At 65.0% G+C, this 23,294-nt stretch carries 21 protein-coding genes; 10 read left to right on the forward strand and 11 right to left on the reverse strand.

Annotated elements, in window-relative coordinates; genetic code table 11:
• Window positions 1-28: 28 nt before the first annotated feature.
• Window positions 29-1,726: an NAD+ synthase gene (locus tag D7S89_RS21185; RefSeq protein ID WP_121280825.1), complete on the forward strand. Its 1,698-nt coding sequence runs from the start codon at window positions 29-31 to the stop codon at window positions 1,724-1,726.
• An 83-nt stretch (window positions 1,727-1,809) separates the two neighbouring features.
• A complete protein-coding gene (locus D7S89_RS21190; protein ID WP_121280827.1) occupies window positions 1,810-2,148 on the forward strand; it encodes a P-II family nitrogen regulator in 339 nt (112 codons plus the stop codon).
• A 157-nt stretch (window positions 2,149-2,305) separates the two neighbouring features.
• Here the strand turns inward: D7S89_RS21190 and D7S89_RS21195 are convergent, their stop codons facing one another.
• The 5 genes from D7S89_RS21195 to D7S89_RS21215 all read right to left on the reverse strand — a co-directional run bounded on the left by D7S89_RS21195 (window position 2,306) and on the right by D7S89_RS21215 (window position 7,103).
• Window positions 2,306-3,397, reverse strand: coding sequence for a porin (locus D7S89_RS21195; RefSeq protein WP_121280921.1), 1,092 nt, complete (start codon window positions 3,395-3,397; stop codon window positions 2,306-2,308).
• Window positions 3,398-3,977: 580 nt separating this feature from the next.
• Window positions 3,978-4,745 (reverse strand): ABC transporter ATP-binding protein, encoded by a 768-nt coding sequence (locus tag D7S89_RS21200; RefSeq protein WP_183085298.1) that lies wholly within the window; start codon window positions 4,743-4,745, stop codon window positions 3,978-3,980.
• Between the two features lie 19 nt (window positions 4,746-4,764).
• The gene (locus D7S89_RS21205) at window positions 4,765-5,478 is read right to left on the reverse strand and encodes an ABC transporter permease (protein WP_121280831.1); all 714 of its coding nucleotides are present in this window, start codon (window positions 5,476-5,478) and stop codon (window positions 4,765-4,767) included.
• Window positions 5,479-5,481: 3 nt separating this feature from the next.
• Complete coding sequence (locus D7S89_RS21210; RefSeq protein WP_121280922.1) at window positions 5,482-6,171, reverse strand: ABC transporter permease; 690 nt, start codon at window positions 6,169-6,171, stop codon at window positions 5,482-5,484.
• Between the two features lie 371 nt (window positions 6,172-6,542).
• The gene (locus tag D7S89_RS21215) at window positions 6,543-7,103 is read right to left on the reverse strand and encodes a Spy/CpxP family protein refolding chaperone (RefSeq protein ID WP_183085299.1); all 561 of its coding nucleotides are present in this window, start codon (window positions 7,101-7,103) and stop codon (window positions 6,543-6,545) included.
• Window positions 7,104-7,328: 225 nt separating this feature from the next.
• Between D7S89_RS21215 and D7S89_RS21220 the strand changes: the two genes are divergently transcribed.
• Both D7S89_RS21220 and D7S89_RS21225 read left to right on the forward strand, forming a co-directional pair.
• Window positions 7,329-8,051: a response regulator gene (locus D7S89_RS21220; protein WP_121280833.1), complete on the forward strand. Its 723-nt coding sequence runs from the start codon at window positions 7,329-7,331 to the stop codon at window positions 8,049-8,051.
• A complete protein-coding gene (locus D7S89_RS21225; RefSeq protein ID WP_121280834.1) occupies window positions 8,035-9,348 on the forward strand; it encodes an ATP-binding protein in 1,314 nt (437 codons plus the stop codon). The genes D7S89_RS21220 and D7S89_RS21225 overlap by 17 nt, the downstream gene beginning before the upstream one ends.
• Before the next feature lie 57 nt (window positions 9,349-9,405).
• Here D7S89_RS21225 and D7S89_RS21230 read toward each other — a convergent pair whose 3' ends face one another.
• Both D7S89_RS21230 and D7S89_RS21235 read right to left on the reverse strand, forming a co-directional pair.
• On the reverse strand, window positions 9,406-9,672 hold the full coding sequence (locus D7S89_RS21230; protein ID WP_121280835.1) for a double-stranded DNA-specific endonuclease: 267 nt from the start codon (window positions 9,670-9,672) through the stop codon (window positions 9,406-9,408).
• 94 nt (window positions 9,673-9,766) lie between these two features.
• Window positions 9,767-11,446 (reverse strand): sensor domain-containing diguanylate cyclase, encoded by a 1,680-nt coding sequence (locus D7S89_RS21235; RefSeq protein ID WP_121280836.1) that lies wholly within the window; start codon window positions 11,444-11,446, stop codon window positions 9,767-9,769.
• Window positions 11,447-11,875: 429 nt separating this feature from the next.
• Between D7S89_RS21235 and D7S89_RS21240 the strand changes: the two genes are divergently transcribed.
• Entirely contained in the window at window positions 11,876-13,636 is a 1,761-nt protein-coding gene (locus D7S89_RS21240) for an ABC transporter permease (protein WP_121280837.1), read from the forward strand.
• Window positions 13,637-13,680: 44 nt separating this feature from the next.
• A complete protein-coding gene (locus tag D7S89_RS21245) occupies window positions 13,681-15,027 on the forward strand; it encodes an ABC transporter ATP-binding protein (protein ID WP_121280838.1) in 1,347 nt (448 codons plus the stop codon).
• 100 nt (window positions 15,028-15,127) lie between these two features.
• Here D7S89_RS21245 and D7S89_RS21250 read toward each other — a convergent pair whose 3' ends face one another.
• Window positions 15,128-16,183 carry a sigma-54 interaction domain-containing protein gene (locus tag D7S89_RS21250; RefSeq protein WP_121280839.1) on the reverse strand — a complete coding sequence of 352 codons (1,056 nt, stop codon included), beginning with the start codon at window positions 16,181-16,183 and terminating at the stop codon, window positions 15,128-15,130.
• A gap of 276 nt (window positions 16,184-16,459) precedes the next feature.
• Here D7S89_RS21250 and D7S89_RS21255 point away from each other — a divergent pair, with 276 nt between their 5' ends.
• The 4 genes from D7S89_RS21255 (at window position 16,460) to otsA (ending at window position 20,336) form a co-directional block, all read left to right on the forward strand.
• Window positions 16,460-16,726: a hypothetical protein gene (locus tag D7S89_RS21255; protein ID WP_121280924.1), complete on the forward strand. Its 267-nt coding sequence runs from the start codon at window positions 16,460-16,462 to the stop codon at window positions 16,724-16,726.
• 204 nt (window positions 16,727-16,930) lie between these two features.
• Complete coding sequence (locus D7S89_RS21260; protein WP_121280840.1) at window positions 16,931-18,337, forward strand: sigma-54-dependent transcriptional regulator; 1,407 nt, start codon at window positions 16,931-16,933, stop codon at window positions 18,335-18,337.
• Between the two features lie 151 nt (window positions 18,338-18,488).
• Window positions 18,489-18,710, forward strand: coding sequence for a hypothetical protein (locus D7S89_RS21265; RefSeq protein ID WP_121280841.1), 222 nt, complete (start codon window positions 18,489-18,491; stop codon window positions 18,708-18,710).
• Between the two features lie 204 nt (window positions 18,711-18,914).
• Window positions 18,915-20,336 carry an alpha,alpha-trehalose-phosphate synthase (UDP-forming) gene (otsA, locus tag D7S89_RS21270; RefSeq protein ID WP_121280842.1) on the forward strand — a complete coding sequence of 474 codons (1,422 nt, stop codon included), beginning with the start codon at window positions 18,915-18,917 and terminating at the stop codon, window positions 20,334-20,336.
• A gap of 49 nt (window positions 20,337-20,385) precedes the next feature.
• Here the strand turns inward: otsA and D7S89_RS21275 are convergent, their stop codons facing one another.
• From D7S89_RS21275 to D7S89_RS21285, 3 genes are all read right to left on the reverse strand, one after another.
• Window positions 20,386-21,879 carry an RNA polymerase factor sigma-54 gene (locus D7S89_RS21275; protein WP_121280843.1) on the reverse strand — a complete coding sequence of 498 codons (1,494 nt, stop codon included), beginning with the start codon at window positions 21,877-21,879 and terminating at the stop codon, window positions 20,386-20,388.
• A 277-nt stretch (window positions 21,880-22,156) separates the two neighbouring features.
• Window positions 22,157-22,612: a PA2169 family four-helix-bundle protein gene (locus tag D7S89_RS21280; RefSeq protein WP_121280844.1), complete on the reverse strand. Its 456-nt coding sequence runs from the start codon at window positions 22,610-22,612 to the stop codon at window positions 22,157-22,159.
• Between the two features lie 36 nt (window positions 22,613-22,648).
• Window positions 22,649-23,236 carry a glycine zipper domain-containing protein gene (locus D7S89_RS21285; RefSeq protein ID WP_121280845.1) on the reverse strand — a complete coding sequence of 196 codons (588 nt, stop codon included), beginning with the start codon at window positions 23,234-23,236 and terminating at the stop codon, window positions 22,649-22,651.
• Between the last annotated feature and the right edge of the window lie 58 nt (window positions 23,237-23,294).

The following is a 23,294-nucleotide window of genomic DNA, read 5'->3' on the forward strand; positions in this document are numbered from 1 at the left end:
AGATAAGCAGCCGGCCGCTCATTCGCCCATGAAAACCCGAATCGCTCTCGCCCAACTCAACGTCATCGTCGGCGACTTCGCCGGCAACACCGCGAAGATCGTCGAAGCCGCGCGCGCGGCCCACCGCGACGGCGCGAAACTGCTCGTCACACCGGAACTCGCCCTGTCGGGCTATCCGCCCGAAGACCTGCTGCTGCGCCCCGCGTTCTACCAGGCGAGCGCTGCGGCACTCGCCGATCTGGCCGAGCAACTGAAGCCGTTCGCCGGGCTGCACGTGCTCGTCGGCCATCCGCATCGCGAGGTGGCCGAAACGGCGAGCGGTCATGGTAATGCAAACCGGCCCATCGAGCGTGGCTTGCCGCCCGTCGACACGTACAACGCGGCGTCGCTGATTCGCGACGGGAACATCGTCGGCACGTATGTGAAGCAGGACCTGCCGAATACCGAAGTGTTCGACGAGAAGCGCTACTTCGCCACCGACGCCAAGCCGTTCGTGTTCACGCTCGACGGCGTCACGTACGGCGTCATCATTTGCGAGGACGCCTGGCACGCCTCGGCCGCGCAGCTCGCCCAAGCGGCCGGCGCGCAGGTCCTGCTGATCCCGAACGCCTCGCCCTACCACCTGAACAAGGAAGCGACGCGCGTCGACGTCCTGCGCGCGCGCATCGCCGAGACGGGACTGCCGGTCGTCTACGTGAACATGGTCGGCGGGCAGGATGAGCTCGTCTTCGATGGCGGCTCGTTCGTGCTCGATGCCGACGGCCGGATCGTCGCGAAGATGCCGCAGTTCGTCGAAGGGCATGCGGTCGTCGAATTCGACGGCCCCCGTCCCCAGCTGGGCGACATCGCGCCGACCGAGTCGCTCGAAGCGCAGGTGTACGCGGCGCTCGTGCTCGGCGTGCGCGACTACATCGGCAAGAACGGCTTCCCCGGCGCGATCATCGGCCTGTCGGGCGGCGTCGATTCGGCGCTCGTGCTCGCGATCGCCAGCGATGCGCTCGGTGCCGAGCGCGTGCGTGCGGTCATGATGCCGTCGCGCTATACGGCCGACATCTCGACGTTCGACGCGGCCGACATGGCGCGCCGCGTCGGCGTCCGCTACGACCAAATCGCGATCGCGCCGATGATGGAGGCGTTCCGCGGCGCGCTCGCGAGCGAGTTCGCGGGCCTGGCCGAGGACGCAACGGAAGAGAACATCCAGGCGCGCATTCGCGGCACGCTGCTGATGGCGCTGTCGAACAAGTTCGGCTCGCTCGTGCTCACGACCGGCAACAAGAGCGAGATGGCGGTCGGCTACTGCACGCTGTACGGCGACATGGCGGGTGGTTTCGCCGTCATCAAGGACATCGCGAAGACGCTCGTCTACCGTCTGTGCCGCTATCGCAACGAGGCCGCACAGTTCGCCAAGCGCGACGTGATCCCCGAGCGCATCCTCACGCGCGCGCCGTCGGCGGAGCTGCGCGAGAACCAGACGGACCAGGACAGCCTGCCGCCGTACGACGTGCTCGACGCGATCGTGCGCATGTACATGGAAGAGGACAAATCGCTGGCCGAGATCGTCGCGGCCGGCTACGCGCGCGCCGATGTCGCGCGCGTGACGCGGCTCATCAAGCTCAACGAGTACAAGCGCCGTCAGGCGCCGATCGGCATTCGCGTCACGCCTCGCGCGTTCGGGCGCGACTGGCGCTACCCGATCACCTCGCGCTACGCCGAACCGCTCGAGTGAGGTGCTGGACGCCGCGAGGGGCGGGTGGCCCGCGCGGCGTAGAATCGCCTGAACTCCCTCCGAACGACTCAACGAGGCAAGACATGAAACGCATCACTGCAATCATCAAACCGTTCAAGCTCGACGAAGTGCGCGAGGCGCTGGCCGAAGTGGGGCTGACCGGGCTGACCGTCACCGAAGTGAAAGGCTTCGGGCGCCAGAAGGGGCACACGGAGCTCTATCGCGGCGCCGAATACGTCGTCGATTTTCTGCCGAAGGTGAAGATCGAGGTGGTCGTCGCGAGCGCGCAGTGCGATCAGGTCATCGACGCGATCATCGGTGCCGCGCGCACGGGCAAGATCGGCGACGGCAAGATCTTCGTGACCGACGTCGAACGCGTGATCCGCATCCGCACGGGCGAAGAGAACGAAGCGGCCGTATAAGCGGCAGGGCAGGACGCCCGCTGGCGCGACGTGGGTACGGCGCGGCGGGCGAAAATAAAAAAAGGTGCGATGCCCTGACGGGACACCGCACCGATACGCGCCTCTCGCAGCAGCGTGAAACTGGTTGTAAAGCTGTGTTTTTTTCTACGCGGTCCGCTTAGAACAGGTGCTGGATACCGGCGTAGACGCCCGACTGGCTGTGGCCAGGCAGGGGGTTGTCCGGGTCCGACACACCGTTCGCTTCGAGGCCGAAGTTCGCATTCTTGCTGTTACGAGCCGTGGCGATCTGGAGGTCGAGCAGCGTGCGCTTGGACAGGTTGTAGGTGCCGCCGACCGTATAGATCGTCGCGTTGCCGGCGCCGTTGTTGCCGTTCACGTGATAGACGGCTGCGATCGCGGCCAGAGCCGGCGTCGCTTGCCAGGTCACACCGCCCCATTCGTGATCGAGCGTCGTCGGCGTGCCGAGTGCAACGCCCGTGGCACCCGACGTGCGGATCGCCTGATACGCGCCTTGGATCTTGAATTGGCCGAGGAACACGTTGGCCGCAGCCGTGTATTCGCGCGAGAACGAGAACGCGCCGTCGCTGCCATTGAGCGTGCCGTTCGCTTGATTGCGGATTTCGTCGTAAATGCCGCGCACTTGGAACAGCGACGACGTGTAGGTCAGTTGCAGACCAGCCCAACGACCTTGCGCCGTGGTGCCGTTGCCGTTCCAGCTCGTCGAGTTCGACAGCGCATACTGGCCGTAGAGGTCGAAGCCGTTCCACTTCGGCGACTGGTAAGAAATGTTGTTGGCCGAGTGTTGCCAGTTGCGCCCGCGCACGAGCGAAGCCGACGACCAGTTCGACTGACCGAACGGGTCGAAGTCCCACACGCCGTTCGAGATGAAGAGTTCGCGGCCGAGCAGGAACGTACCGTAGTTGTCGTTCGCGAAGCCCACGGTGGCCCAGCGATCCCAGATCGTACCGGTCTTGCCGAGGCTGCCGGTCATCGTGTTGAACGCGCCTTCCAACTGGAATACTGCCTTGGTGCCGCCGCCGAGGTCTTCCGAGCCCTTCAAGCCCCACAGGCTCGTGCCCCAGTCGCCGCTCTCCGCGCGCCAGCGCGAGGTCGAGCCACCGTTGCCGTTGTTCAGGCCGCTCATGTATTCGAGGCCTGCATCGATACGCCCGTACAGCGTGACGCTGCTCTGTGCGTGTGCAATTACGCCGGCAGACATCAGTGCCGCCGCGAGCAATGCTTTCTTCATCTTCTCCTCCATACCCTGTCAAAAAGTGAGGCCACTACTGCGAATAGCGCTCGGGCGCATATCGCCCGAGCGGGAATTCAGTGTCCAGGGAGAGCCCAACGGAAGGTGCGGCGGGAGCGGGGCCGTTGTGCGGTGCTCCGTGCTGCTGGTCCGGACCGCTCGTCGAGCGGTGTCTCCTCGTTTGAAGTAAAACTACATTTGCTGAACTGCGTTTTGCTACTTTGGTTACTAATTTAGCAAAAATACACATTGCTGGCGAAAGAAATCGTAGTCTCGCTAGAGGGTGTCTCGGAATTGCCATAGCAATATGTTGGAAGTGGGTGGCACGGATGCGTCAAAATTGCCGAAAAGCCTTGCCCCGTAAAGGACACACACTATGTGGCGAATGGCGTAAAGGAATTTCAGTATTGACGCTGATATTTGGCTGCTATATGCGAACTGAATTGCATAAGCGGTCATGGCGCCGGCGACGGCAATTGGCCATGCCAGCTCGAGCCATAAAAGCAAAAAGGCGCTGATGCGCCTTTTTGTTTGTTGCCGATCGGATCGGTGCGTGTGCTGTCGCGCCGGTCGTCGTCCGTTATTTGAGACTGCCCGATAGGAATTGCTTGAGCCGTTCGCTCTTGGTGTGGGTGAATACTTCGTCGGGGTGGCCTTCTTCTTCGATGTGGCCTTGATGCAGGAACACGACATGGTTCGACACGTTGCGCGCAAAACCCATCTCGTGCGTGACGACGATCATCGTGCGGCCTTCTTCTGCCAGCTTCTGCATGACCTTCAGCACTTCGCCGACGAGCTCGGGGTCGAGCGCCGACGTCGGCTCGTCGAACAGCATCACGTCGGGGTTCATCGCGAGCGCGCGCGCGATCGCCACGCGTTGCTGCTGACCGCCCGACAAGTGCGACGGGTATTGCTTCTCGAGTCGCGGCGCCAGGCCGACCTTCTCGAGGTACATGCGCGCGCGTTCCTCGGCTTCGCGGCGCGGCAAGCTCAGCACGTTCACGGGGGCCTCGATCACGTTCTCGAGCACGTTCATGTGCGACCACAGGTTGAAGTGCTGGAACACCATCGACAGCTTCGTGCGGATGCGCTGCAGCTGCTTTTGATCGGACACGCGCAGTGCGCCGGATTTGTCCTTCTGCGTCCGTACTTCCTCGCCGTCGACGAAGATACGCCCGGCGCTCGGTTGCTCGAGGAAGTTGATGCAGCGGAGCATCGTGCTCTTGCCGGAGCCCGAGGAGCCAATGACGCTGATCACGTCGCCGGCGTTCGCCTTGAGCGACACGCCTTTCAGAACTTCGTGGTTGCCGTAGTGCTTGTGCAGGTCGTCGATGTAAAGCTTGTGCATCGGAGAAGTCATTGAGGAATTACTTGCCTTGCGGGCGCAGATAAGCGAGCCAGCGTTGCTCGGCGCGGCGGAACAGGGCGACCAGCGCGAACGAGATGCCGAGGTAGAGCAGTGCGGCGATGCCGAAGGACTGGAACGACAGATACGTCGCCGAGTTCGCGTCGCGCGCGATCTTGAGAATGTCGGGCACGGTGGCCGTGAAGGCGACCGTCGTCGCGTGCAGCATGAGGATCACTTCGTTGCTGTACAGCGGCAGCGCGCGGCGCAGCGCCGACGGCAGGATGACGCGGCGGTACAGCGTGAACTTCGACATGCCGTAGGCGCGCGCCGCTTCGATCTCGCCGTAAGGCGTGGCCTTGATCGCGCCGGCGAAGATCTCGGTCGTGTAGGCGCACGTGTTCAGCGTGAAGGCCAGCAGCGTGCAGTTCATGCCTTCGCGGAAGAACGCGTTGAGCAGCTCGTGCGAGCGCACGACGTCGAGGCTGTAGAGACCCGTGTAGCAAAGCAGCAGCTGGACGTAGAGCGGCGTGCCGCGAAACACGTAGGTATAGAACCACACGGCGCTCGACAGCACCTTGTTGCGCGAGACGCGTGCGACGGCAAGCGGCACCGACAGGCAAAAGCCGATGCCGATCGACACGACGAGCAGCCACAGCGTGATGGCCAGGCCCGTGATCCGATAGCCGTCGGTGAACAGAAAGTTACGCCAGTAGTCGTGAATGAGCTCGATCATCGTTTATAGCTCGGCCTTGCGGACGCCGATCGAATAGCGCTTCTCGAGCCACAGCAGCACGAGGTTCGATACGGTCGTGATCGCGAGATAGATGGCGCCCGCGATCAAGGTGAAAAAGAAAAAGCGCAGTGTGCCCTTGCCGGCATCCTGCGACGCCTTCACGACGTCGGCCAAGCCGATGATCGAGACGAGTGCCGTTGCCTTGACCATCACCTGCCAGTTGTTGCCGATGCCGGGCAGGGCGAAGCGCATCATCTGCGGGAACATGATGCGCGAGAACGTCTGCCAGGCCGTCATGCCGTACGCGGCGCCCGCCTCGAGCTGGCCGCGCGGTACCGACAGGAACGCGCCGCGGAACGTCTCGGTGAAGTACGCGCCGTAGATGAAGCCGAGCACGACGATGCCGGCCACGAACGGGTCGATGTCGATCTGATCCCAGCCCATGAGGTCGGTCAGGTTGTTGAGCCAGATCTGCAGGCTGTAGAAGAGCAACAGCATCAGCACGAGATCGGGCACGCCGCGGATCAGCGTCGTGTAGACGGTGCCTGCGCCATGCGCGAACCGGTTCTTGGAGAGCTTCGCCGCCGCGCCGAGGAGGCCGAGCACGAATGCGAGCGCCAGCGACAGCAGCGCGAGCTTGATGGTCTGCCAGGTGCCGGCGAAGAGCAGCGGGCCGTAGCCTTGAAGAGACATGGTAGGAAGTGTGCAGTCCTTGACGGCGCACGACAGGGTGCGCGCCGCGAAAATTCCAGGCTGCCAAAAATGGCGTGCCGCGAGATCGGGGTCGATGCCGTCGGCATGCACGAGCCCATGAGCGCTCGCGCGCTCGACGCGCGTCTTGCCGGATTGCTGCGCCCATGCGAGGCCGCAGGGGGCGAAAAGGGCAGCATTTTACCCGAAGCCGGGGGGCGCGCTAGTGCTGCGAACCCGGGGGTGGTCAGACGAAAGCGGGGTGCGGGCCGGCGCGCGCATGCGGCGCCATGGTGCTGCGATGGGTGCGACGCCGCGGCCGGGATGGCGTGCGGCGTCGCAGGCAGGGGTGGGGATGGCTGGCGAGGCTCGTGTTACGGCTTGGGTTCGGCCGCGCCGGCCCCGCCGTGCTGTTGCCAGAACTGGTGCATCTTCTCGTGACGGGCCCGCATCTGGGCGAGATGCTGCTTGAACGAGGTGCTGACCGTCATCTTTTGCTGGTCGTCGAGCCCGTTGTAGAGGGCCAGCCAGGCCGCCGTCGTCTGTTCGCGCAACTGGTGGTTCTGTTGCTCGAAGTCCTCATGCGCGGCGTGCATCGCGTTCAGATCGAGCACGCTCTGCTGCGACAGCGTCTCCATGCGCTGATGCAGCTTCTCGTGGTTGGCGCGCTCGGCCTCATGGTTCTGCTTCATCAATGTGAGCGCGCTTTGCCATTGCTGCTCCTGCGCCGGCGTGAGCTTGAGCTGGCTGTGCAGCTGCTCGAGTTGCTTGCCCATCGGCATCATCATCATGCCGCCATGCTCATGCCAGCCGCCGGGCCCTGCCGGAGCGCCCGGGCTGCCGGGGGCAGCGGCGTAGGCGGAACCGAACGTCAGCGCGAGCGCCGCCGTGGCGGCGGCCATCCAACGCGACGAGGTGCGTGAAATCGAAGTCATCGAACTCTCCTGGAAGGAAAACGACACACGATGCGAGGGGGTGCGATACGACACAGACCTCATCGGTGATTGAGCACTAGACTAGGACGGTGCGTATCAGGTCCGTGTTACGGTCGCGGTGAGCCGGTTTACAGCGGATTACGCGCGGCTTTGGCAGTAACGTCCGGTAACCCTTTGAGCGGCGCGCGACGTTGGGGCGTGGGCGGCTCGCGTTAAACTTCGCCCATGGCTACTCAAATCCTGGTCGTCGACGACGACGCCGAGCTGCGCGACTTGCTGCGCGAATATCTGGTCAAGCAGGGCATCGAGGTATCGGTGCTGCACGATGCGGGCGCGCTCGAGCGCCGGCTCGAGCGCGAGCGCCCCGATCTGATCGTGCTCGATCTGATGATGCCCGGCGTCGATGGGCTCACCGCGCTGCGCCGGCTGCGCGCCACCGGTGACGACATTCCCGTGATCATGCTGACCGCGCGCGCCGACGACGTCGACCGCATCGTCGGCCTCGAGCTCGGCGCCGACGACTACCTCGGCAAGCCGTTCAACCCGCGCGAGCTGCTCGCCCGCGTGCAGGCCGTGCTGCGGCGCCGGCGCACGGTGCCCTCGGCCGCCCCCGAACAGCGCGAGCCTTATTCGTTCGGGCGTTTTCAGCTCGACTTCCAGACACGCACGCTGTATCAGGACAGCCGGCCGGTCACGCTGTCGGGCAGCGAATTCGCGCTGCTGAAGATCTTCGTCAACCATCCCATGCGCACGCTGACGCGCGAGCGGCTGCTCGAACTGCTGCACGGCCCCGAGTACGACGGTACGGACCGCGGCATCGACGTGCAGGTGTGGCGTCTGCGGCGCATCCTCGAATCCGATCCGTCGCTGCCGCGTTTCATCCAGACCGTACGCGGGCGTGGCTACGTGTTCGTGCCCAATGGCGAACCGAATGCGCAGACCCATTGATTCGCTGTTCGGGCGGCTGGCGCTGCTCGTCGTCGCGGTATTGCTGATCTCGCATTTCGCGTGGTTCATCCTCATGCGGGTCGAGCGCAGCCAGGCGCAGACGCGCTACGCCGTCGAAGAGGCGACGTTCCTCGTCGATGCGGTGCGCCAGCACGTCGCGCATACGCCGAATCTGCCGCTGCCTTCGCGTGTGCGTCTCGTCGATCCGGCGAGCCCCGACGTACCGTCCGCGCAAGCCGATCTGCCGCATCCGATCAAACAGTTCGTCGACGAGGTGCGTGACCGCATGCCGCCGGGCTCGGTCGTGCGCGTGGGCGTAGCCGGGCGTCCGCCGATGCTGTGGGTGCATGAAGCCGGCGACCGCCAATGGATCGTCGTACCGATGCTGTCGCTGCATCCAAGGCCGCGCGACCTCATGTTCGTGTGGCTCGGCACGATCTTTTCGCTGGCCGTCATGTGCGCGTTGTTCGTCGCATGGCGGCTGCAGCAGCCGCTGACCGCGCTGGCCCAGGCCGTGATGCGGTTCGGCCGCGGCCAGCCTGTGCCGCCCGTGCCCGAGCGCGGTCCGCGCGAGCTGCGCGCGCTTACGCACGGCTTCAATCAGATGGTGCAGGAAGTGTCGCGCACCGAGAAAGACCGCTCGGTGATGCTCGCGGGCGTCGCGCACGACCTGAAGACGCCGCTGGCACGCATGCGGCTGCGCGCCGAGATGATGGACGACATCAAGCTGCGCGATGGCGTGGTGCGCGACGTCGACTCGATGACGCACATCGTCGAACAATTCCTGGCGTTCGCGCATGGCGGTGCGGATCGTAGCGAGCCCGTCGGCGTCGACGCGCAATGCGAGCGGATGGCGCGCAGCTATCGGGCCGTGGCCCCGGGCGCGCAGCCCGTGCGGACCGAGCTTGCGGCTGGCGCCGATTTCTGTCTCCCTGCCGCGACGCTCGATCGGATCCTGTCCAACTTGCTCGACAATGCGCATGCCTATGGCGCGCCGCCCGTCGTGATCGCGACCGACCGCACCCCGCATGGCTGGCAGTTGAGCGTCAGCGATCACGGCTCCGGCATCGCGCCGCAGGATCTCATCAACGCGAGCCGGCCGTTCGTACGGCTCGATCCGGCGCGCGGCGGCAACGGCCACAGCGGGCTCGGGCTCGCGATCGTCGAGCGGCTCGTCCGGCGCCAGGGCGGTGCATGCGAGATCGGCAACGCCGACGGCGGCGGCCTGCGCGTCGCCATGACGTTCCCGCTCGAGACCCCGGCCCGCGCGCAAGCGCAATCCGAAAGCGTCTGGTGACCGGCAAATAGCAAGCGGGCGGCACGGCGGCCGCTGCCGTCCACCGCCTTGCTCGCGCTACTCGGCGAACAGCGCGTCGAGCGCGGCGGCCGCTTCGCTGTCGACCGTGTTGTAGGTGACGCTGTCGGCCTCGAAGATGTAATGGGTGGTGTACTTGCCGAGGCGCGCCAGAATCTCTTCCTGTACGGCCTCAGGGGCCGCATCGAGCTTCAGATACCAGGTCGTGGACGACAGCCTCGTCTGGAAGGCGCCGTACTCGGCCATCAGTTGATCGAACGCGTCGGCGTCCGGGTCGCGACAGACGATGACCAGATTTCCCTTCATGCGCACCTCCGGCTCCAGGTAGATCGGTAGCTTCTCGCCACGGAAAGCCGATGATACCCGCTCTCTGGGATCCACCGCGCAAGACGTGCTCTTTCTACGAGACGGCCTGCAAGTCGTCGGGGGTGGTCTGCGTGTCATCGCGCGGCAATGCTTCGATGCGATCGCGCCCCGCCGATTTCGCTACATACAGCGCGCAGTCCGCGCGGCTCAACAAGCGCTCGAGCGTATCGGCGGGCGACAGTTCCGTCACGCCGATGCTGACGCTCACGAGTACCTCGGACGGTAGATGGGGTGAGCGATGCGTCTTGAGCCGTTCGCGCAAACGTTCGGCGACGCGGATGCTGTCCGCCAACGGGGTCCCCGTGAACAGGATCGCAAACTCTTCCCCGCCGAGCCGGCCAATCGTGTCGTTTCCGCGCAGCTCGTCACGGCAGAGCGCGACGAAGTGCTCGAGTGCGCGATCGCCGGCCGTATGGCCGAAGCGGTCGTTGATCTGCTTGAAATGGTCGAGATCGGCGATGGCCAGGCATAGCGGCTCGCCGCGGGCGCGCGCCGTTTCGATGCCCTGGCGCAGCAGACTCAGGAAGTAGCGGCGGGTCAGGGCGCCCGTGAGCACGTCCTCGCGCACTTCGGCCGAGAGCAACGTATTGGTGGCGCGCAGTTGTGCCGCCAGTCTGCGGGCGGCGCGGTGATGGCGCTTCTCGCGTCGGTACGACGCCGCGATGACATAGGCGAGCAGCGCCGCGCCGGAGATCAGCGCGAACGCGAGCCACTTGATGAAACGGCGATGGCGCTCGAGTTCGGGCCAGGAGACGAGCGGTTCGACGAGATGGGCCGACAGGCCGGAATTGAGCCCGCCGCGCGCAGCGTAGAGCGACGGCACGTGCGTGCCCGGCAGTTCGAACAGCTGCGCGGCGAGCGCGGGCGGCACCCATGGCGCGTTGCCTTCGAGCCGGCGGGCCAGCGGTTCGATGTCGAGGACGGCGAAGGTGTCGCGCTGGTAGCCGTCCATGCGCTGGGCTGCGCTCAGCTGCATGATGCGTGCCTGCGGCAGCCGACGTCCCTCGAGCGCGCTGTCGCGGGCCATGATGACGACGCCGTTCTCGTCGGCGACGAACGAGCCCGGCGCCGCGACCCAGTGGCGCAGCCGGCCGAGCCCCACCTTGGCGACGATCGCGCCGACCAGCATGCCGTCCTCGTACACCGGGGAGGCGAAGAAGATGCCGGCCTCTGCGCTCTTGCGTCCGATGCCGTACGCCTGGCCGAACGAGCCGAGCAGCGCGTTGCGCAGGTAGCCGCGCGTCGACAGATCGAGGCCCACGAACGACTGCGCGCTCCGCGCGTTGCTCGAGGCGATGCAGAGACCGTTCGGATTGACGAGCCAGAGGTTGTCGAGCCCCGAAAAACCTTGCGCGTCGTGCAAGAAGGCGTCAGTGGCGGCGAGCTCGGGGTTGCCGAGCAGCTCGGCGCGCCGGGTGGATTCCCCGCCGGCACGCTTCACGGCATAATTGCGCGATTGCGCGAGCACATGCTGAATCGTGCGCGTCTGGGCCAACGTTTCGGGGATTGCACGCGCCATCGCGAGGTCGCTTGCAATGATCTGCACCATCGCATCGGCCGTGGCCGAGGACAGTTGCCCCTCGACGCGCATGGCGTCGTCGAGTTCGTGTTGCGCGGTGCGGTCGGCCACGGCGCCCGCGACGATCCAGCACGCGAGCGCGGCCGCCATGAAGCTGACGAGCGAGATCACCCGGTGCGATGTTGCCTTGTTCATCGACTCTTTACGTCTCTACGTCCGACTGTTGCTGGCGGCTCGTCCGCGAGCGACATATCGCGCGCGGGGGCCGCGAGGGGCCGATCACGTTCCCGATGGGGGCGTGTCGACCGACCACGAGGCGCATTATCGGTAATGCCGGGGCGGTTTGGACACGTCTTGGGGTTTTTCTTGATTCCCGCCCTTGCAACGTGTGCCGCGCGGTTGTGCCTGAAACATAGGTTGTAGTAGTGTCGTGCCGTCTGGAAAGAAGCAGCTGAGCCGGATCGCTTTGCCGTCAATCATTCGTAGTTAACGAGTTACCGCACCTATTCGCTTCGTCATGCTTTCATCCCGTCTTCCGGATCGCCCAGCCGCTTCGGGCTCCTGCTCCGACACGGGCCGCCTGCGCGCGGCCGTGCTTTCGCCGACCGCCGCGGAGGGTGCCTGATGGATCTCGGCTTCAATCTGAACCGCACGGCCAATGCCTCCGCCTGGCGGCTGCTGCCGAACCGGTGGGACTTCGTCGCGTTCCCGCTGATCATCTGCCTGATCGCCATGACCGCGATCGGCTTTCATCAGACGATGGCGCCGATCTCCACGCTCAAGACGCAGGTCATCTCGCTCGACGTGGCCAGCCTGCCCGAATACGCGCTGCGCACGACGCTGCGCATGCTCGCGGCGATGGTCGCCTCGCTCGTGTTCACGCTCGTCTACGGCACGCTCGCGGCCAAGAGCCGGCGCGCCGGCATGGTGCTGATCCCGATTCTCGACATCCTGCAGTCGGTGCCGGTGCTCGGCTACATTTCGTTCACCGTAACGTTTTTCCTGGCGCTGTTTCCGAATCGGGTGCTCGGTGCCGAATTCGCGGCGATCTTCGCGATCTTCACGGCCCAGGCGTGGAACATGACGTTCAGCTTCTACCAGTCGCTGACCACCCTGCCGCGCGATCTCGACGAAGTCTCGCGCGGCTTCCACCTGACGGGCTGGCAGCGGTTCTGGAAGCTCGAAGTGCCGTACTCGATGCCCGGGCTCATCTGGAACATGATGATGTCGATGTCGGGCAGCTGGTTCTTCGTGGTCGCCTCGGAGGCCATCACGGTCGGCAACAGCACGATCACGCTGCCCGGTATCGGTGCCTATCTGGCGCAGGCGATCTCCGACAAGAACCTCGCTGCGATCGGCTGGGTGATCCTGGCGATGACGCTTGTGATCCTCGCCTATGATCAACTCATGTTCCGCCCGCTCGTGGCCTGGGCCGACAAGTTCCGTATGGAGACGACGAGCTCGGGCAACGCGCCCGAGTCGTGGGTGCTCGATCTCGTGCGCCGCACGCGCCTCATTCATCAGCTGCTCGTGCCGGCCGGCTGGGTGCTCGCCAGGTTGGCGCGCGTGCCGCTGCGCGTGCCGTTGAGAAACGCCGTGCGCTTTGCCCTGCCCCTGCAGCAGGGCAACAAAAAATCGTCGATCGTCGGCGACATCCTCTGGGGCCTGCTCGTGCTGGTCGGCACCCTCTACGTGGTCTGGCGCGTCGTCGCCTACGTGCGCACGGGCGTCACCGGAGCCGAGGTCGGCCACGTGTTCCTGCTCGGCTTCTTCACGCTCGTGCGCGTGGTGATGCTGATCGCACTGTCGTCGCTGATCTGGGTGCCCCTCGGCGTACAGATCGGCCTGCGGCCGGCCCTCGCCGAGAAGATCCAGCCGCTCGCGCAGTTCCTCGCGGCGTTTCCCGCGAACCTGCTGTTCCCGGTGTTCGTGATCGTGATCGTGCGCTTCCACCTGAATCCCGATCTGTGGCTCTCGCCGCTGATCGTGCTCGGGACACAGTGGTACATCCTCTTCAACGTGATCGCCGGCGCCTCCGCGTATCCGAACGATTTCCGCGAAGCGGCGACGAACTTCCGCATTCGAGGCTGGCAGTGGTGGCGCCAGATCATGTTGCCCGGCATCTTCCCCTACTACGTGACGGGCGCGATCACGGCGTCAGGCGGCGCATGGAACGCGAGCATCGTCTCGGAGCTCGTGCAATGGGGCGATACGAAGGTGATGGCGCATGGCTTGGGTGCTTACATCGCTCAGACGACCGCCGCCGGCGATTTTCCGAAGATCATTCTCGGCATTACCGTGATGTCGCTGTTCGTCACGCTGTTCAATCGCGTGCTGTGGCGGCCTCTGTACAACTATGCCGAAGCGAAGCTGCGGCTCGATTGAGCAGCTTTCCCTGACAGGTCATTCAAGATCAAGAGTGAAGCGCAATGCAAAATCCGAAAGCTGATCTGACCGCCGCCGCAGTGCAAGGCGCCGCGGCCGTGCCGCGCATCGGCGCCGATGTCCTGAACGTGAAGAGCGTACGCCGCGGCTTTTCCAAGGCGCAAGGCGAGCTGCTCGTGCTCGACGACGTGAATCTTTCGCTGTGCGAAGGCGAGATCGTGGGGCTGCTCGGCCGCTCGGGCTCGGGCAAGTCGACGCTGCTGCGTATCATTGCCGGGCTCATCGAGCCGACCGCGGGCGATGTCGATTATCTCGGCAAGCCGCTCTCGGGCCCGGCCGAAGGCGTGGCGATGGTGTTCCAGACGTTCGCGCTGTTCCCGTGGCTCACGGTGTTGCAGAACGTCGAGGCGGGGCTCGAGGCCCAAGGCGTCGGCGCGCGCGAGCGGCGCGAGCGGGCGCTCGCCGCGATCGACCTGATCGGTCTCGATGGGTTCGAAAACGCCTACCCGCGCGAGCTGTCGGGCGGCATGCGTCAGCGCGTGGGCTTCGCGCGCGCGCTGGTCGTCGACCCGACGCTGCTGCTGATGGACGAGCCGTTCTCGGCGCTCGACGTGCTGACGGCCGAGACGCTGCGTACCGACTTGCTCGATTTGTGGACCCAAGGCCGCATGCCGATCAAGTCGATGCTGATCGTCACGCACAACATCGAGGAAGCCGTGTTCATGTGCGACCGCATTCTCGTGCTGTCGTCGAACCCGGGCCGCGTGATCGCCGAAATCAAAGTGCCGTTCAAGCATCCGCGCAACCGGCTCGACCCGGCGTTCCGGCGCCTCGTCGACGACATCTACGCGAAGATGACGGCGCGCCGCACCGACGAGGCCACCAAGAAGGGGCTCGAACTCGGCAGCTGGCTGCCCAGCGTGTCGACGAACCTCATGGCCGGTCTCATCGAAACGCTGGCCGCGCCGCCGTATCACGGTCGTGCGGACATGCCCGAGATCGCGCGCACGCTGCACCTCGAAGTCGACGATCTGTTCCCGATCGCCGAAGTGCTGCAGCACCTCGGCTTTGCCGACGTGCGCGAAGGCGACATCTTCCTCACGCCGCCCGCGCGCGTGTTCGCCGAGTTCGGCACGCAGGAGCGCAAGATGATGTTCGCCGAGCATCTGCTGCGTCACGTGCCCCTTGCCGCGCGGATCAAGAAGGTGCTCAACGAACGGCCCGGCCATCGCGCGCCGCGCGTGCGCTTCGAGCAGGAGCTCGAGGACTTCCTGTCCGACAGCGCCGCCGAGGAAACGCTCGATGCCGTCATCAACTGGGGGCGTTACGGCGAGATCTTTTCGTACAACGACCAGACCGAAATCTTCAGTCTCGAAGACGTCGAGTCCTAAGACGACCGAAGGCCTTTGTCTGCAGTAGAACGCCCGGGTGTTCATTCACCCGGGCGTTCTTGTTTGCACGCTTCGCGTCGAGGAACAGCGGGATCGGCGATCAGCCGTCGGTGGAATCGTCTTCGTCCTCGTAGGCGCCGAGCCGGTTGTACAGCGTCTTCAGGCTCACGCCTAGCGCCTTGGCTGCGCGCCGCTTGTCGCCGCCGCAGAATTTGAGGGTGCCGAGGATGATCTGGCGCTGTGCTTCGGCGAGCGGCGTGCCGACCCAGATGCTCATCGCATCGCCTTGCGTGACGGCTTTCTTCGAGCGTGCGGCCAGACGCGGGTGTTCGATCTCGACGGTCTTCTCGGCGAGGATGAAGGCGCGATAGACGCTGTTCTTGAGCTCGCGCACGTTGCCGGGCCACGAGTAAGTGCGCAGCGTCTCCTTCGCGCGCTTGCCGAATGCCTTGTTCGTGCCTTCCTGTGCGTTGAGCTCGGCGAGGAAGTGTTGCGCGAGCAGTTCGCGGTCGCCTTCACGTTCGCGTAGCGGTGGTGCGCGTAGCGGGAAGACGGCGAGCCGGTACATGAGGTCCTCGCGCAAGCCGTTCTCCTTCACGGCCAGGAGCGGATCACGGTTGGTCGCGGCCACGACGCGCACGTCGCTGCGCTGAAGCTCGGAGCCGCCCACGCGATAGAAGGTGCCGGTCTCGAGCGCGCGCAGCAGCTTGACCTGCCGCACGGGCATCATTTCGGTGATTTCGTCGAGAAACAGCGTGCCGCCGTTCGCGTGCTCGAAGTAGCCGGCGCGGCCCTGCACAGCGCCCGTGAAGCTGCCGCGCTCGTGGCCGAACAGCTCGGCTTCGATGAGGCTGTCCGGAATCGCGCCACAATTGACGGCCACGAACGGGCCGTCCTTGCGCGCGCTACGGTCGTGGATCGTGCGCGCGATGAGCTCCTTGCCGGTGCCCGACTCGCCGACGATCAATACCGCAGCATCCGTGGCGGCCACGCGTTCGATCTGCGCATAGAGCTCGAGCATCACCTGTGACGAGCCATACAGCAAGCCGTATGATTCGAGCCCTGCCGCATTGCGCGTGAGGCTCTTCTCGAGCCGTTGCGAGGCGCCGTTGTCCGGCGCCGTGGCGGGGGTGTCGTAATCGCTTGATGCGGTCATGTACTCGCAGTCCCGAGAATACGCTCGCCGGTGGAGGGGGGGCTCATGCCCGACGGCGCGCTTCGCTAATCGCAAACAGCTATTTAACCATGCGTCGGGTCCGCCGCGCCGCAGGCTCGCCATGACAGGGGCTGGCGCGCAACGTGTGGGAGCATGCTGCCGCACGTTGCGGAACTCACCGCCGCCGAATCGATCCGATCGTTTGACCGGCTATCTGATCGTCCGTATTTCGGGCGGCATTCGTCATTCGTTTCGAACCAATGCGAGGGGGATACGATGGCTCATCCCAGAATCGGCTTTTTCGGTGCGCTCGTCGCGGTGGGCGGCTTGATCGCATGGCGCTGGGCGCAGAAGCATCGCGCGTCGCAGGCCCGGCTCGTTAGCGAGTTGAACCGCTGGGAGGGCGAGGGCGGCGCGGTGACCTCCGCCTCGCAAACGGCGCCTGCCATGTCGGAAGCTGGTACGCCACCCGGCATCGTGCCGAACGGAGCGGGCCGTGCAGGCAGCACGCACGACGCGTGGCATTTTCCGCATGGCGCCTAGGGTCTGTCGTCGATGTAGACAGGCTTGGCAAGCCGTGCAAAGTAGTGGCCGGTAGCGTGGGTGGCTCGCCGGCAAGCGCGAGAGGCACAAGCGCAGGCACAATGATGCAACTGATCGAGTGCGCAGGCCGAGAGCCCGGCGCGCCGGCGACTGTGCGCTCGAGTGCATTCGCTCAACCCTGATAAACGACACGATAGAGTTCCGATGCCTCATGTGCTGATTGTCGACGACGACCCCCAAACCCGCGAAGCCCTCGTAGCGATCATCGCCGAAGACGGCCTGACCACGGCGACGGCCGGCGATCTGCGCGAGGCGCGCATCCAGCTGGTGCGGCAGACGCCGGACGTCGTGTTCACGGATTTGCAGTTGCCCGACGGCAGCGGCGTCGATTTGTTCGAAGATCTGGATCCGCGCTCAGGCGTCGAGATCGTCGTCATCACCGGTCACGCGACCGTCGAGTCGGCCGTGACGGCGCTCAAGATGGGTGCCTCCGACTATCTCGTCAAACCCATCAACATGCAGCGCGTGAAGGCCGTGCTTGACCGGCTGCCGCGCGCGGGCGACCTGAAGGCACAGATCGGCACGCTGCGCGGCGAGCTGCGGCGCATGGGCCGCTTCGGCCTCATGCTGGGCGGCTCGCCAGCCATGCAATCGGTCTACGACCAGATCGGGCGGGTCGCGCCGACGGCTGCGTCGGTGCTGCTCGTCGGCGAGTCGGGCACCGGCAAGGAAGTGGCGGCGCAGACGATCCACGAACTGAGCTTGCGGCGCAAGCATCCGTTTTTGGCCGTCAATTGCGGCGCGATCTCGCCTAACCTGATCGAGTCGGAGATGTTCGGACACGAGCGCGGCTCGTTTACGGGTGCCGATCGTCAGCACAAGGGCTATTTCGAGCGCGCCGGCGGCGGCACGATCTTCCTTGACGAAATCACCGAGATGCCGGCCGAGCTGCAGGTCAAATTCCTGCGGGTGCTCGAGACCGGGATGTTCATGCGCGTGGGCACGACCAAGGAGATCGAGACCGACGTGCGTGTGATCGCCGCGACGAACCGCGATCCCGAAGAGGCCGTGCTCGAAGGCAAGCTGCGGCTCGATCTTTATCACCGCTTGAACGTGTTTCCGATCAGCCTGCCGCCGCTGCGCGAGCGCGGCAACGACGTGTGGCTGCTCGCGCAGTCGTTTCTCGACGAGCACAACGAGCGGGGCGGCACACACAAGGCGTTCCCGTCTGCGACCAAGGAGATGCTGCTGTCATACCCGTGGCCTGGCAACGTGCGAGAGCTCAAGAACTACGTGCAGCGTGCCTACATCATGGCCGGCGAGCAAGCCGATACGACGGCTGCGGTGCCGCTGCAGATCTCGCTGTCCAAACCGTCGACGGGCACGGCCGTGACGATTCCGTTCGGTACCTCGCTCGCGCAAGCCGACCGTCAACTGATCCTCGCGACGCTCGAGCAATGCGGTGGCGTGAAGACGCGCGCGGCCGAGATTCTCGGCATCAGTTTGAAGACGCTCTACAACCGGCTCGTCGAATATGGCGACGAGGCGAAGCAGACGGGCGGCGAGGCTGCCGCGACTGGCGAACCGGGTGCAACGGCGTCCGGCAAGTGAGCGGCATGACGCTTTTCATAGGCATCCGATGAATGCCGCACGGTACGCGTTACAAATTTGGCGCAATTGTTACCGCGCGAACGTGTGCTCGGCATCCTAGACTTAGTTCTTGAGTTGCCCGCCGGGCATTCGCCTTCTGTCGGAGGCTTCCATGAGACACCCAGCGTTGCGGCGCTCTGCGCGCCGGTCGTCGAAGCGCGAAGCAAAAAACGGCATCGTCCCGGGGATGACGCCGCCGCCGATCTCCGAAGATCCGGCCGCGCAAAACCGCGTGGCGCCCGACACGCCGCCTGACGGCGAGCACAACCAAGGCGGGGCCCGTCGCGAAGGGATCGAGTATCAACGCGATCTCGGCTCCGAGCAGGACGCCTGATCTTTCCCTTTCGCGAGGTCTTTTTTCGCGAGACGACACCCGAGCGAACTGATCGCGCGGCCTGATACGGTCGTGCGACAGGTGCCGCGTCGGTGTCTTACAGGACACGCGACGCACTCATGCGGCACGGCACTTGCATGTCGAAGCAATCGGCGGTGGATTTTCCCCGTCATGCGAGAAGCCAATCGAAGAGGTAGTGCCGCAATGAGCAGACTAATCGTGGTGTCGAACCGCGTTGCGCCGACGCAGGAGGGCAGTCCGGCTGCCGGAGGGCTTGCCATAGGCGTGCTGGACGCTTTGAAGGAGACGGGCGGCGTCTGGTTCGGGTGGAACGGCGAGATCGTCGGGCACGCGCAGCCACCCTCGATCGAGAAGCAGGGCAGCGTGACCTACGCGACCGTCGGCTTGACGCGGCGCGATTATGATCAGTACTACCGAGGATTCTCGAACGCCACGTTATGGCCGACGTTCCACTATCGCACCGATCTGTCGCGCTACGATCGTCAGGAGTACGCCGGCTATCTGCGCGTGAACGTATCGTTCGCCAAGCAATTGGCTGCGATGCTGGAGCCTGGCGACATGATCTGGGTGCACGACTATCACCTGCTGCCGTTCGCGTGCGCGCTGCGCAATCTCGGCGTGACCAACCCCATCGGATTCTTCCTGCATATTCCGTTTCCGGTGCCCGAGATGCTGCGCACGGTGCCGCCGCACGAAGAGCTCGTCAAATGCCTGTGCAGCTATGACCTCGTCGGGTTTCAAACCGAGTCCGACCGTCAGTCGTTCGTCGACTACGTCGAACGCGGGGGCTTTGGGAGCGTCAGCGAAGACGGCATGATGCAGGCGTTCGGCCGTGTTCTGAAGGTGGGCGCCTATCCGATCGGCATCTATCCCGATGCGGTCGCGCAGGCGGCCGAGCAGTACGCTCATCGCAAGCCTGTTTTGGCGCTGCGCGATGCGACACGCGGGCGCCAACTCATCATGAGCGTCGATCGGCTCGATTACTCGAAGGGGCTCGTCGAGCGCTTCCAGGCGTTCGAGCGGTTGCTGCTTCATTCGCCCGGCTTGCACGGACGGGTCTCGCTCGTCCAGATTGCTCCGCCGACACGCTCGGACGTGCAGACCTATCAGCGCATCCGTCAGACGCTCGAAGGCGAAGCAGGACGTATCAACGGCCGTTTCGCGCAGCTCGACTGGACGCCCATTCAATACCTGAACCGCAATTACGAGCGCAATCTGCTGATGTCGTTGTTCAGGCTTGCTCAGGTCGGTTACGTGACGCCGCTGCGCGACGGCATGAATCTCGTTGCCAAGGAATACGTCGCATCGCAGGACCCGAGCGACCCGGGTGTGCTGGTGCTGTCGCAGTTCGCGGGCGCCGCCGAGCAACTGCCCGGTGCACTCGTCGTCAATCCGTTCGATCTGACACAGATGGCCGATGCGCTCGCGCGTGCGCTGGCGATGCCGCTCAAGGAGCGTCAGGCGCGGTATGCCGACATGATGGCGAGGCTGCGGGCGAACGATCTGTCGACGTGGCGCGACGCATTCCTCGACGATTTGCGTCACGTCGCCACGGCAGCCTCCGTGACGCGCAAGGCCGTCAAGCTTGCCGATATTGCGGCGTAAGCGGCAGGGTCGGCAGGTAATCAGTCCGCAGCGGCTCGCGTGATGTCCGTTATGGCTGGCGCCGCAACGGTGCCGGCGGCACCTTGAGCAGGTTGCGGTACTTGGCGACCGTGCGGCGGGCAACGATCATGCCGTCTTGCGAGAGCCGCTGCGCGAGGCTCACATCCGACAGCGGATGGCGTGGGTCTTCCTGCTCGATCATCTCCTTGATCAACGCGCGCACGGCCGCGGCCGAGCAGCGCCCACCCGTTTCGGTCGCGAGTTCGCGCGGGAAGAAGTGGCGGAACTCGAAGATGCCGCGCGGCGTGGCCATGTACTTGTTGCCCGAGGCGCGCGAGATGGTCGATTCGTGCAGGCCGAGCTCATCGGCCAGCTGGCTCAGCACGAGCGGTTTCAGCGCGATCTCGCCGTAGTCGAAGAACGCCTTCTGATACGACACGATGCATTGGGCGACACGCTGGATCGTCGTGAAGCGTTGCGCACAATTGCGCAGCAGCCAGCGCGCTTCCTGCAACTGTTGCGCGAGCGGTGAGCCGCTTCGGCCCGCCGATTGCGAGAACAGCTCTACGTAGACGCGATGGATGCGCGCACGCGGCAACACGGCCGGATTGATCGTCGCGACCCAGCGCTGCTTCTCGCGGCGCACGATCACATCGGGGATCACATAGTTGTCGTCGACGCGCGCATAGTGTTGGCCTGGCTTCGGATCGAGCTTGCGCACGAGTGCGCAGGCCGTACGCAGCGCCTGTGCCGAACAGCTGAGCTGCTTCTGCAATTCGGCATGCTCGCGGCGCGCGAGGCGCTCGAGATGGTGCTCGACGATCTCGAGCGCGAAGGCGCGTCCCGGGGTGTCGGCAGGCAGCGCATCGAGTTGCAGGCTCAGGCATTCGGACAACGAACGGGCGCCGACGCCGGGTCGATCGAGCGTCTGCACGAGCCGCAACGCCACGCGCAGCTCCGCTTCGGTCAGCGGCGGAGCGGTCGGGAACGCCGTGGCAAGGTCGGCCAGCGATTCGCGCAGATAGCCGTCGTCTTCCAGCGTTTCGATGACGATCTGAGCAGCCGCGCGGTCGCGCTCGCCGAGCGGATACAAGTGCAGCAGATCGAGCAGATGCTCGTGCATCGTCGGTTGCGAATGGGCCCAGGCACCCGGGTCGACGTCGTCGCCATCGCCGTGATGGCGCGGGGCGGTGTGCGTCGACCAGTCCTGGGCGAAATCTCCGGGTGCGTCGTCGCCGACGGTGGCCGGCGCGGTATCGGCGCCGGCCAGGTTGTCGTAGCGGTCCGTCGGCTCGGCCATGGCGGGAGGCGCGACGTCGCCTCCCGCATCGATCGTTGCGTGCGATTCATGCGCGCCGTTTACGGTGGCCGCCGGATCTTCCGTCAGCGGCTCGTCGGGTTCGAGGAACGGATTGGTGTCGAGGGCCTGCCGCAACTCGCGCTCGAACTCCAGCGACGACAACTGCAGCAGCCGCACCGATTGCTGAAGCCGAGGCGTCAGTGCGACGTGTTGTTTGTTGCGCAGTTCCAGAGTGGGTGGCATGGCGGTTGTCCTGGGAAGTCAGTTTCCCGTTTGTTTAAGCAACCGTCATACCAGTCGCTGCCATTTGCGTGTCGAATACGTTCTTGGCCCATTGTCTGCTGGTCGGCGCAAGGCAATGCGCGGCATGTTTTACAGGGTGCAGTGCAAAAAACGCGGGGTCGCGCAGAAAGCAGGGAGCGACCCCGCGTGCGGCACGGTCCGCGTGTTGCAACTGGGGGAAGCACCTTACCGGAGGAGGGGGAGCGCGGCTGCGTTCACGGTCACCCCATTCGTTATCCTAATGATTGAGCGGGAGCGTGTAACGCACGCGCAACTCGTCGAGCCGCGCGTGGTTGTACAGCACGCCGCGATATTGACGCTCGACGATGAGCCGCACATCGGCCGGCAAGTCTTCGTCGAGCGCCTCACGGTAGTGCTTGCGAGCGAGCTCCTCGCCCTTTGTGCGTTCTTCGATGATCTCGCGGTCGTCGCGCGCCGCGAACACCGTGCGCAAGTCGAGCCAGCCGCGATGCAGCGCGCCCGTGAGCGTACCGTGCGTATGCGGTCGTCCGCCCAGGCGAGCGACGATGTCACCCAGTTCGAGCGCATCGTGCGAGCAGTCATTCGCCCGGCTCGTGAACAGCGGCCTGAGCTGCCGGCTGAGCGTCTCGCCGGCTGCTTTGCGAAAGTCGCGCTCACTATCCTTCGACGTTTCCGCGAGGTCGTTGAGTACTGCAATCAACCGGCTTCCCATTCCAGCTCCTCAATGTCCTCGATGCGCGGGTCACCGTCAGGCTTCGCGCTGATTGACCTCGAGCGGCACGGGCGGCGTGGTCGGATCGAAGTCGGCCCAGCGACCTTGCTGCCAGCGTCCGTTCGCCCGCTCGATGGCTTGACCCCCGGCGTGCGCGAGCACCTGTGCCGCGCGCAATTGGTTGTCGGGCGACACATGCACGGCCACGAGCACACCCGAATCGCGCGTTTCGCGGTGAACGGCGTGTTGCGCGACCTCGCTCACGCTCGGCGACGTGCTCATGCGTCTGTGCACGGTGGCACCCAGCATGGCCCCGACGTAGGCGCCCACGCCCGCTGCGGCAATGGCGACGACGACGGAACTCGATGTTGCGGCAAACACGGCGACGCCGACCACGGCGCCGGCCACTGCACCGACGATCGCTCCGCGACCGGGATGTTTGACGGGATTGAGCACGAACGGCGCGGCATGCAGGCTGTCGGCTGCCACATGTGCGTGTTGCCCGCGCGGGTTCACGAAAAACAGGGTGACGTCTTCCTCGATGAAGCCTTCGGCGAACAACTGCCGGGCGCCGGCTTCGGCAGCGGAGAACGTGGTGAAGCGTCCTGCGACGATCAGTGACATGGCGACTCCTTAACGGCTGTCTTGCGCGTAAGCCATAAGAAAGAAGCGAAGTGCCCGG

Source organism: Trinickia fusca, assembly GCF_003628145.1.
In the GTDB taxonomy this organism is placed as follows: Bacteria; Pseudomonadota; Gammaproteobacteria; order Burkholderiales; family Burkholderiaceae; genus Trinickia; species Trinickia fusca.

Coding starts and splice junctions, on each gene's coding strand:
- D7S89_RS21185 (WP_121280825.1), top strand. CDS start 29: ATGAAAACCCGAATCGCTCTCGCCCAACTCAACGTCATCGTCGGCGAC.
- D7S89_RS21190 (WP_121280827.1), top strand. CDS start 1,810: ATGAAACGCATCACTGCAATCATCAAACCGTTCAAGCTCGACGAAGTG.
- D7S89_RS21195 (WP_121280921.1), bottom strand. CDS start 3,397: ATGAAGAAAGCATTGCTCGCGGCGGCACTGATGTCTGCCGGCGTAATT.
- D7S89_RS21200 (WP_183085298.1), bottom strand. CDS start 4,745: ATGCACAAGCTTTACATCGACGACCTGCACAAGCACTACGGCAACCAC.
- D7S89_RS21205 (WP_121280831.1), bottom strand. CDS start 5,478: ATGATCGAGCTCATTCACGACTACTGGCGTAACTTTCTGTTCACCGAC.
- D7S89_RS21210 (WP_121280922.1), bottom strand. CDS start 6,171: ATGTCTCTTCAAGGCTACGGCCCGCTGCTCTTCGCCGGCACCTGGCAG.
- D7S89_RS21215 (WP_183085299.1), bottom strand. CDS start 7,103: ATGACTTCGATTTCACGCACCTCGTCGCGTTGGATGGCCGCCGCCACG.
- D7S89_RS21220 (WP_121280833.1), top strand. CDS start 7,329: ATGGCTACTCAAATCCTGGTCGTCGACGACGACGCCGAGCTGCGCGAC.
- D7S89_RS21225 (WP_121280834.1), top strand. CDS start 8,035: ATGCGCAGACCCATTGATTCGCTGTTCGGGCGGCTGGCGCTGCTCGTC.
- D7S89_RS21230 (WP_121280835.1), bottom strand. CDS start 9,672: ATGAAGGGAAATCTGGTCATCGTCTGTCGCGACCCGGACGCCGACGCG.
- D7S89_RS21235 (WP_121280836.1), bottom strand. CDS start 11,446: ATGAACAAGGCAACATCGCACCGGGTGATCTCGCTCGTCAGCTTCATG.
- D7S89_RS21240 (WP_121280837.1), top strand. CDS start 11,876: ATGGATCTCGGCTTCAATCTGAACCGCACGGCCAATGCCTCCGCCTGG.
- D7S89_RS21245 (WP_121280838.1), top strand. CDS start 13,681: ATGCAAAATCCGAAAGCTGATCTGACCGCCGCCGCAGTGCAAGGCGCC.
- D7S89_RS21250 (WP_121280839.1), bottom strand. CDS start 16,183: ATGACCGCATCAAGCGATTACGACACCCCCGCCACGGCGCCGGACAAC.
- D7S89_RS21255 (WP_121280924.1), top strand. CDS start 16,460: ATGGCTCATCCCAGAATCGGCTTTTTCGGTGCGCTCGTCGCGGTGGGC.
- D7S89_RS21260 (WP_121280840.1), top strand. CDS start 16,931: ATGCCTCATGTGCTGATTGTCGACGACGACCCCCAAACCCGCGAAGCC.
- D7S89_RS21265 (WP_121280841.1), top strand. CDS start 18,489: ATGAGACACCCAGCGTTGCGGCGCTCTGCGCGCCGGTCGTCGAAGCGC.
- otsA (WP_121280842.1), top strand. CDS start 18,915: ATGAGCAGACTAATCGTGGTGTCGAACCGCGTTGCGCCGACGCAGGAG.
- D7S89_RS21275 (WP_121280843.1), bottom strand. CDS start 21,879: ATGCCACCCACTCTGGAACTGCGCAACAAACAACACGTCGCACTGACG.
- D7S89_RS21280 (WP_121280844.1), bottom strand. CDS start 22,612: ATGGGAAGCCGGTTGATTGCAGTACTCAACGACCTCGCGGAAACGTCG.
- D7S89_RS21285 (WP_121280845.1), bottom strand. CDS start 23,236: ATGTCACTGATCGTCGCAGGACGCTTCACCACGTTCTCCGCTGCCGAA.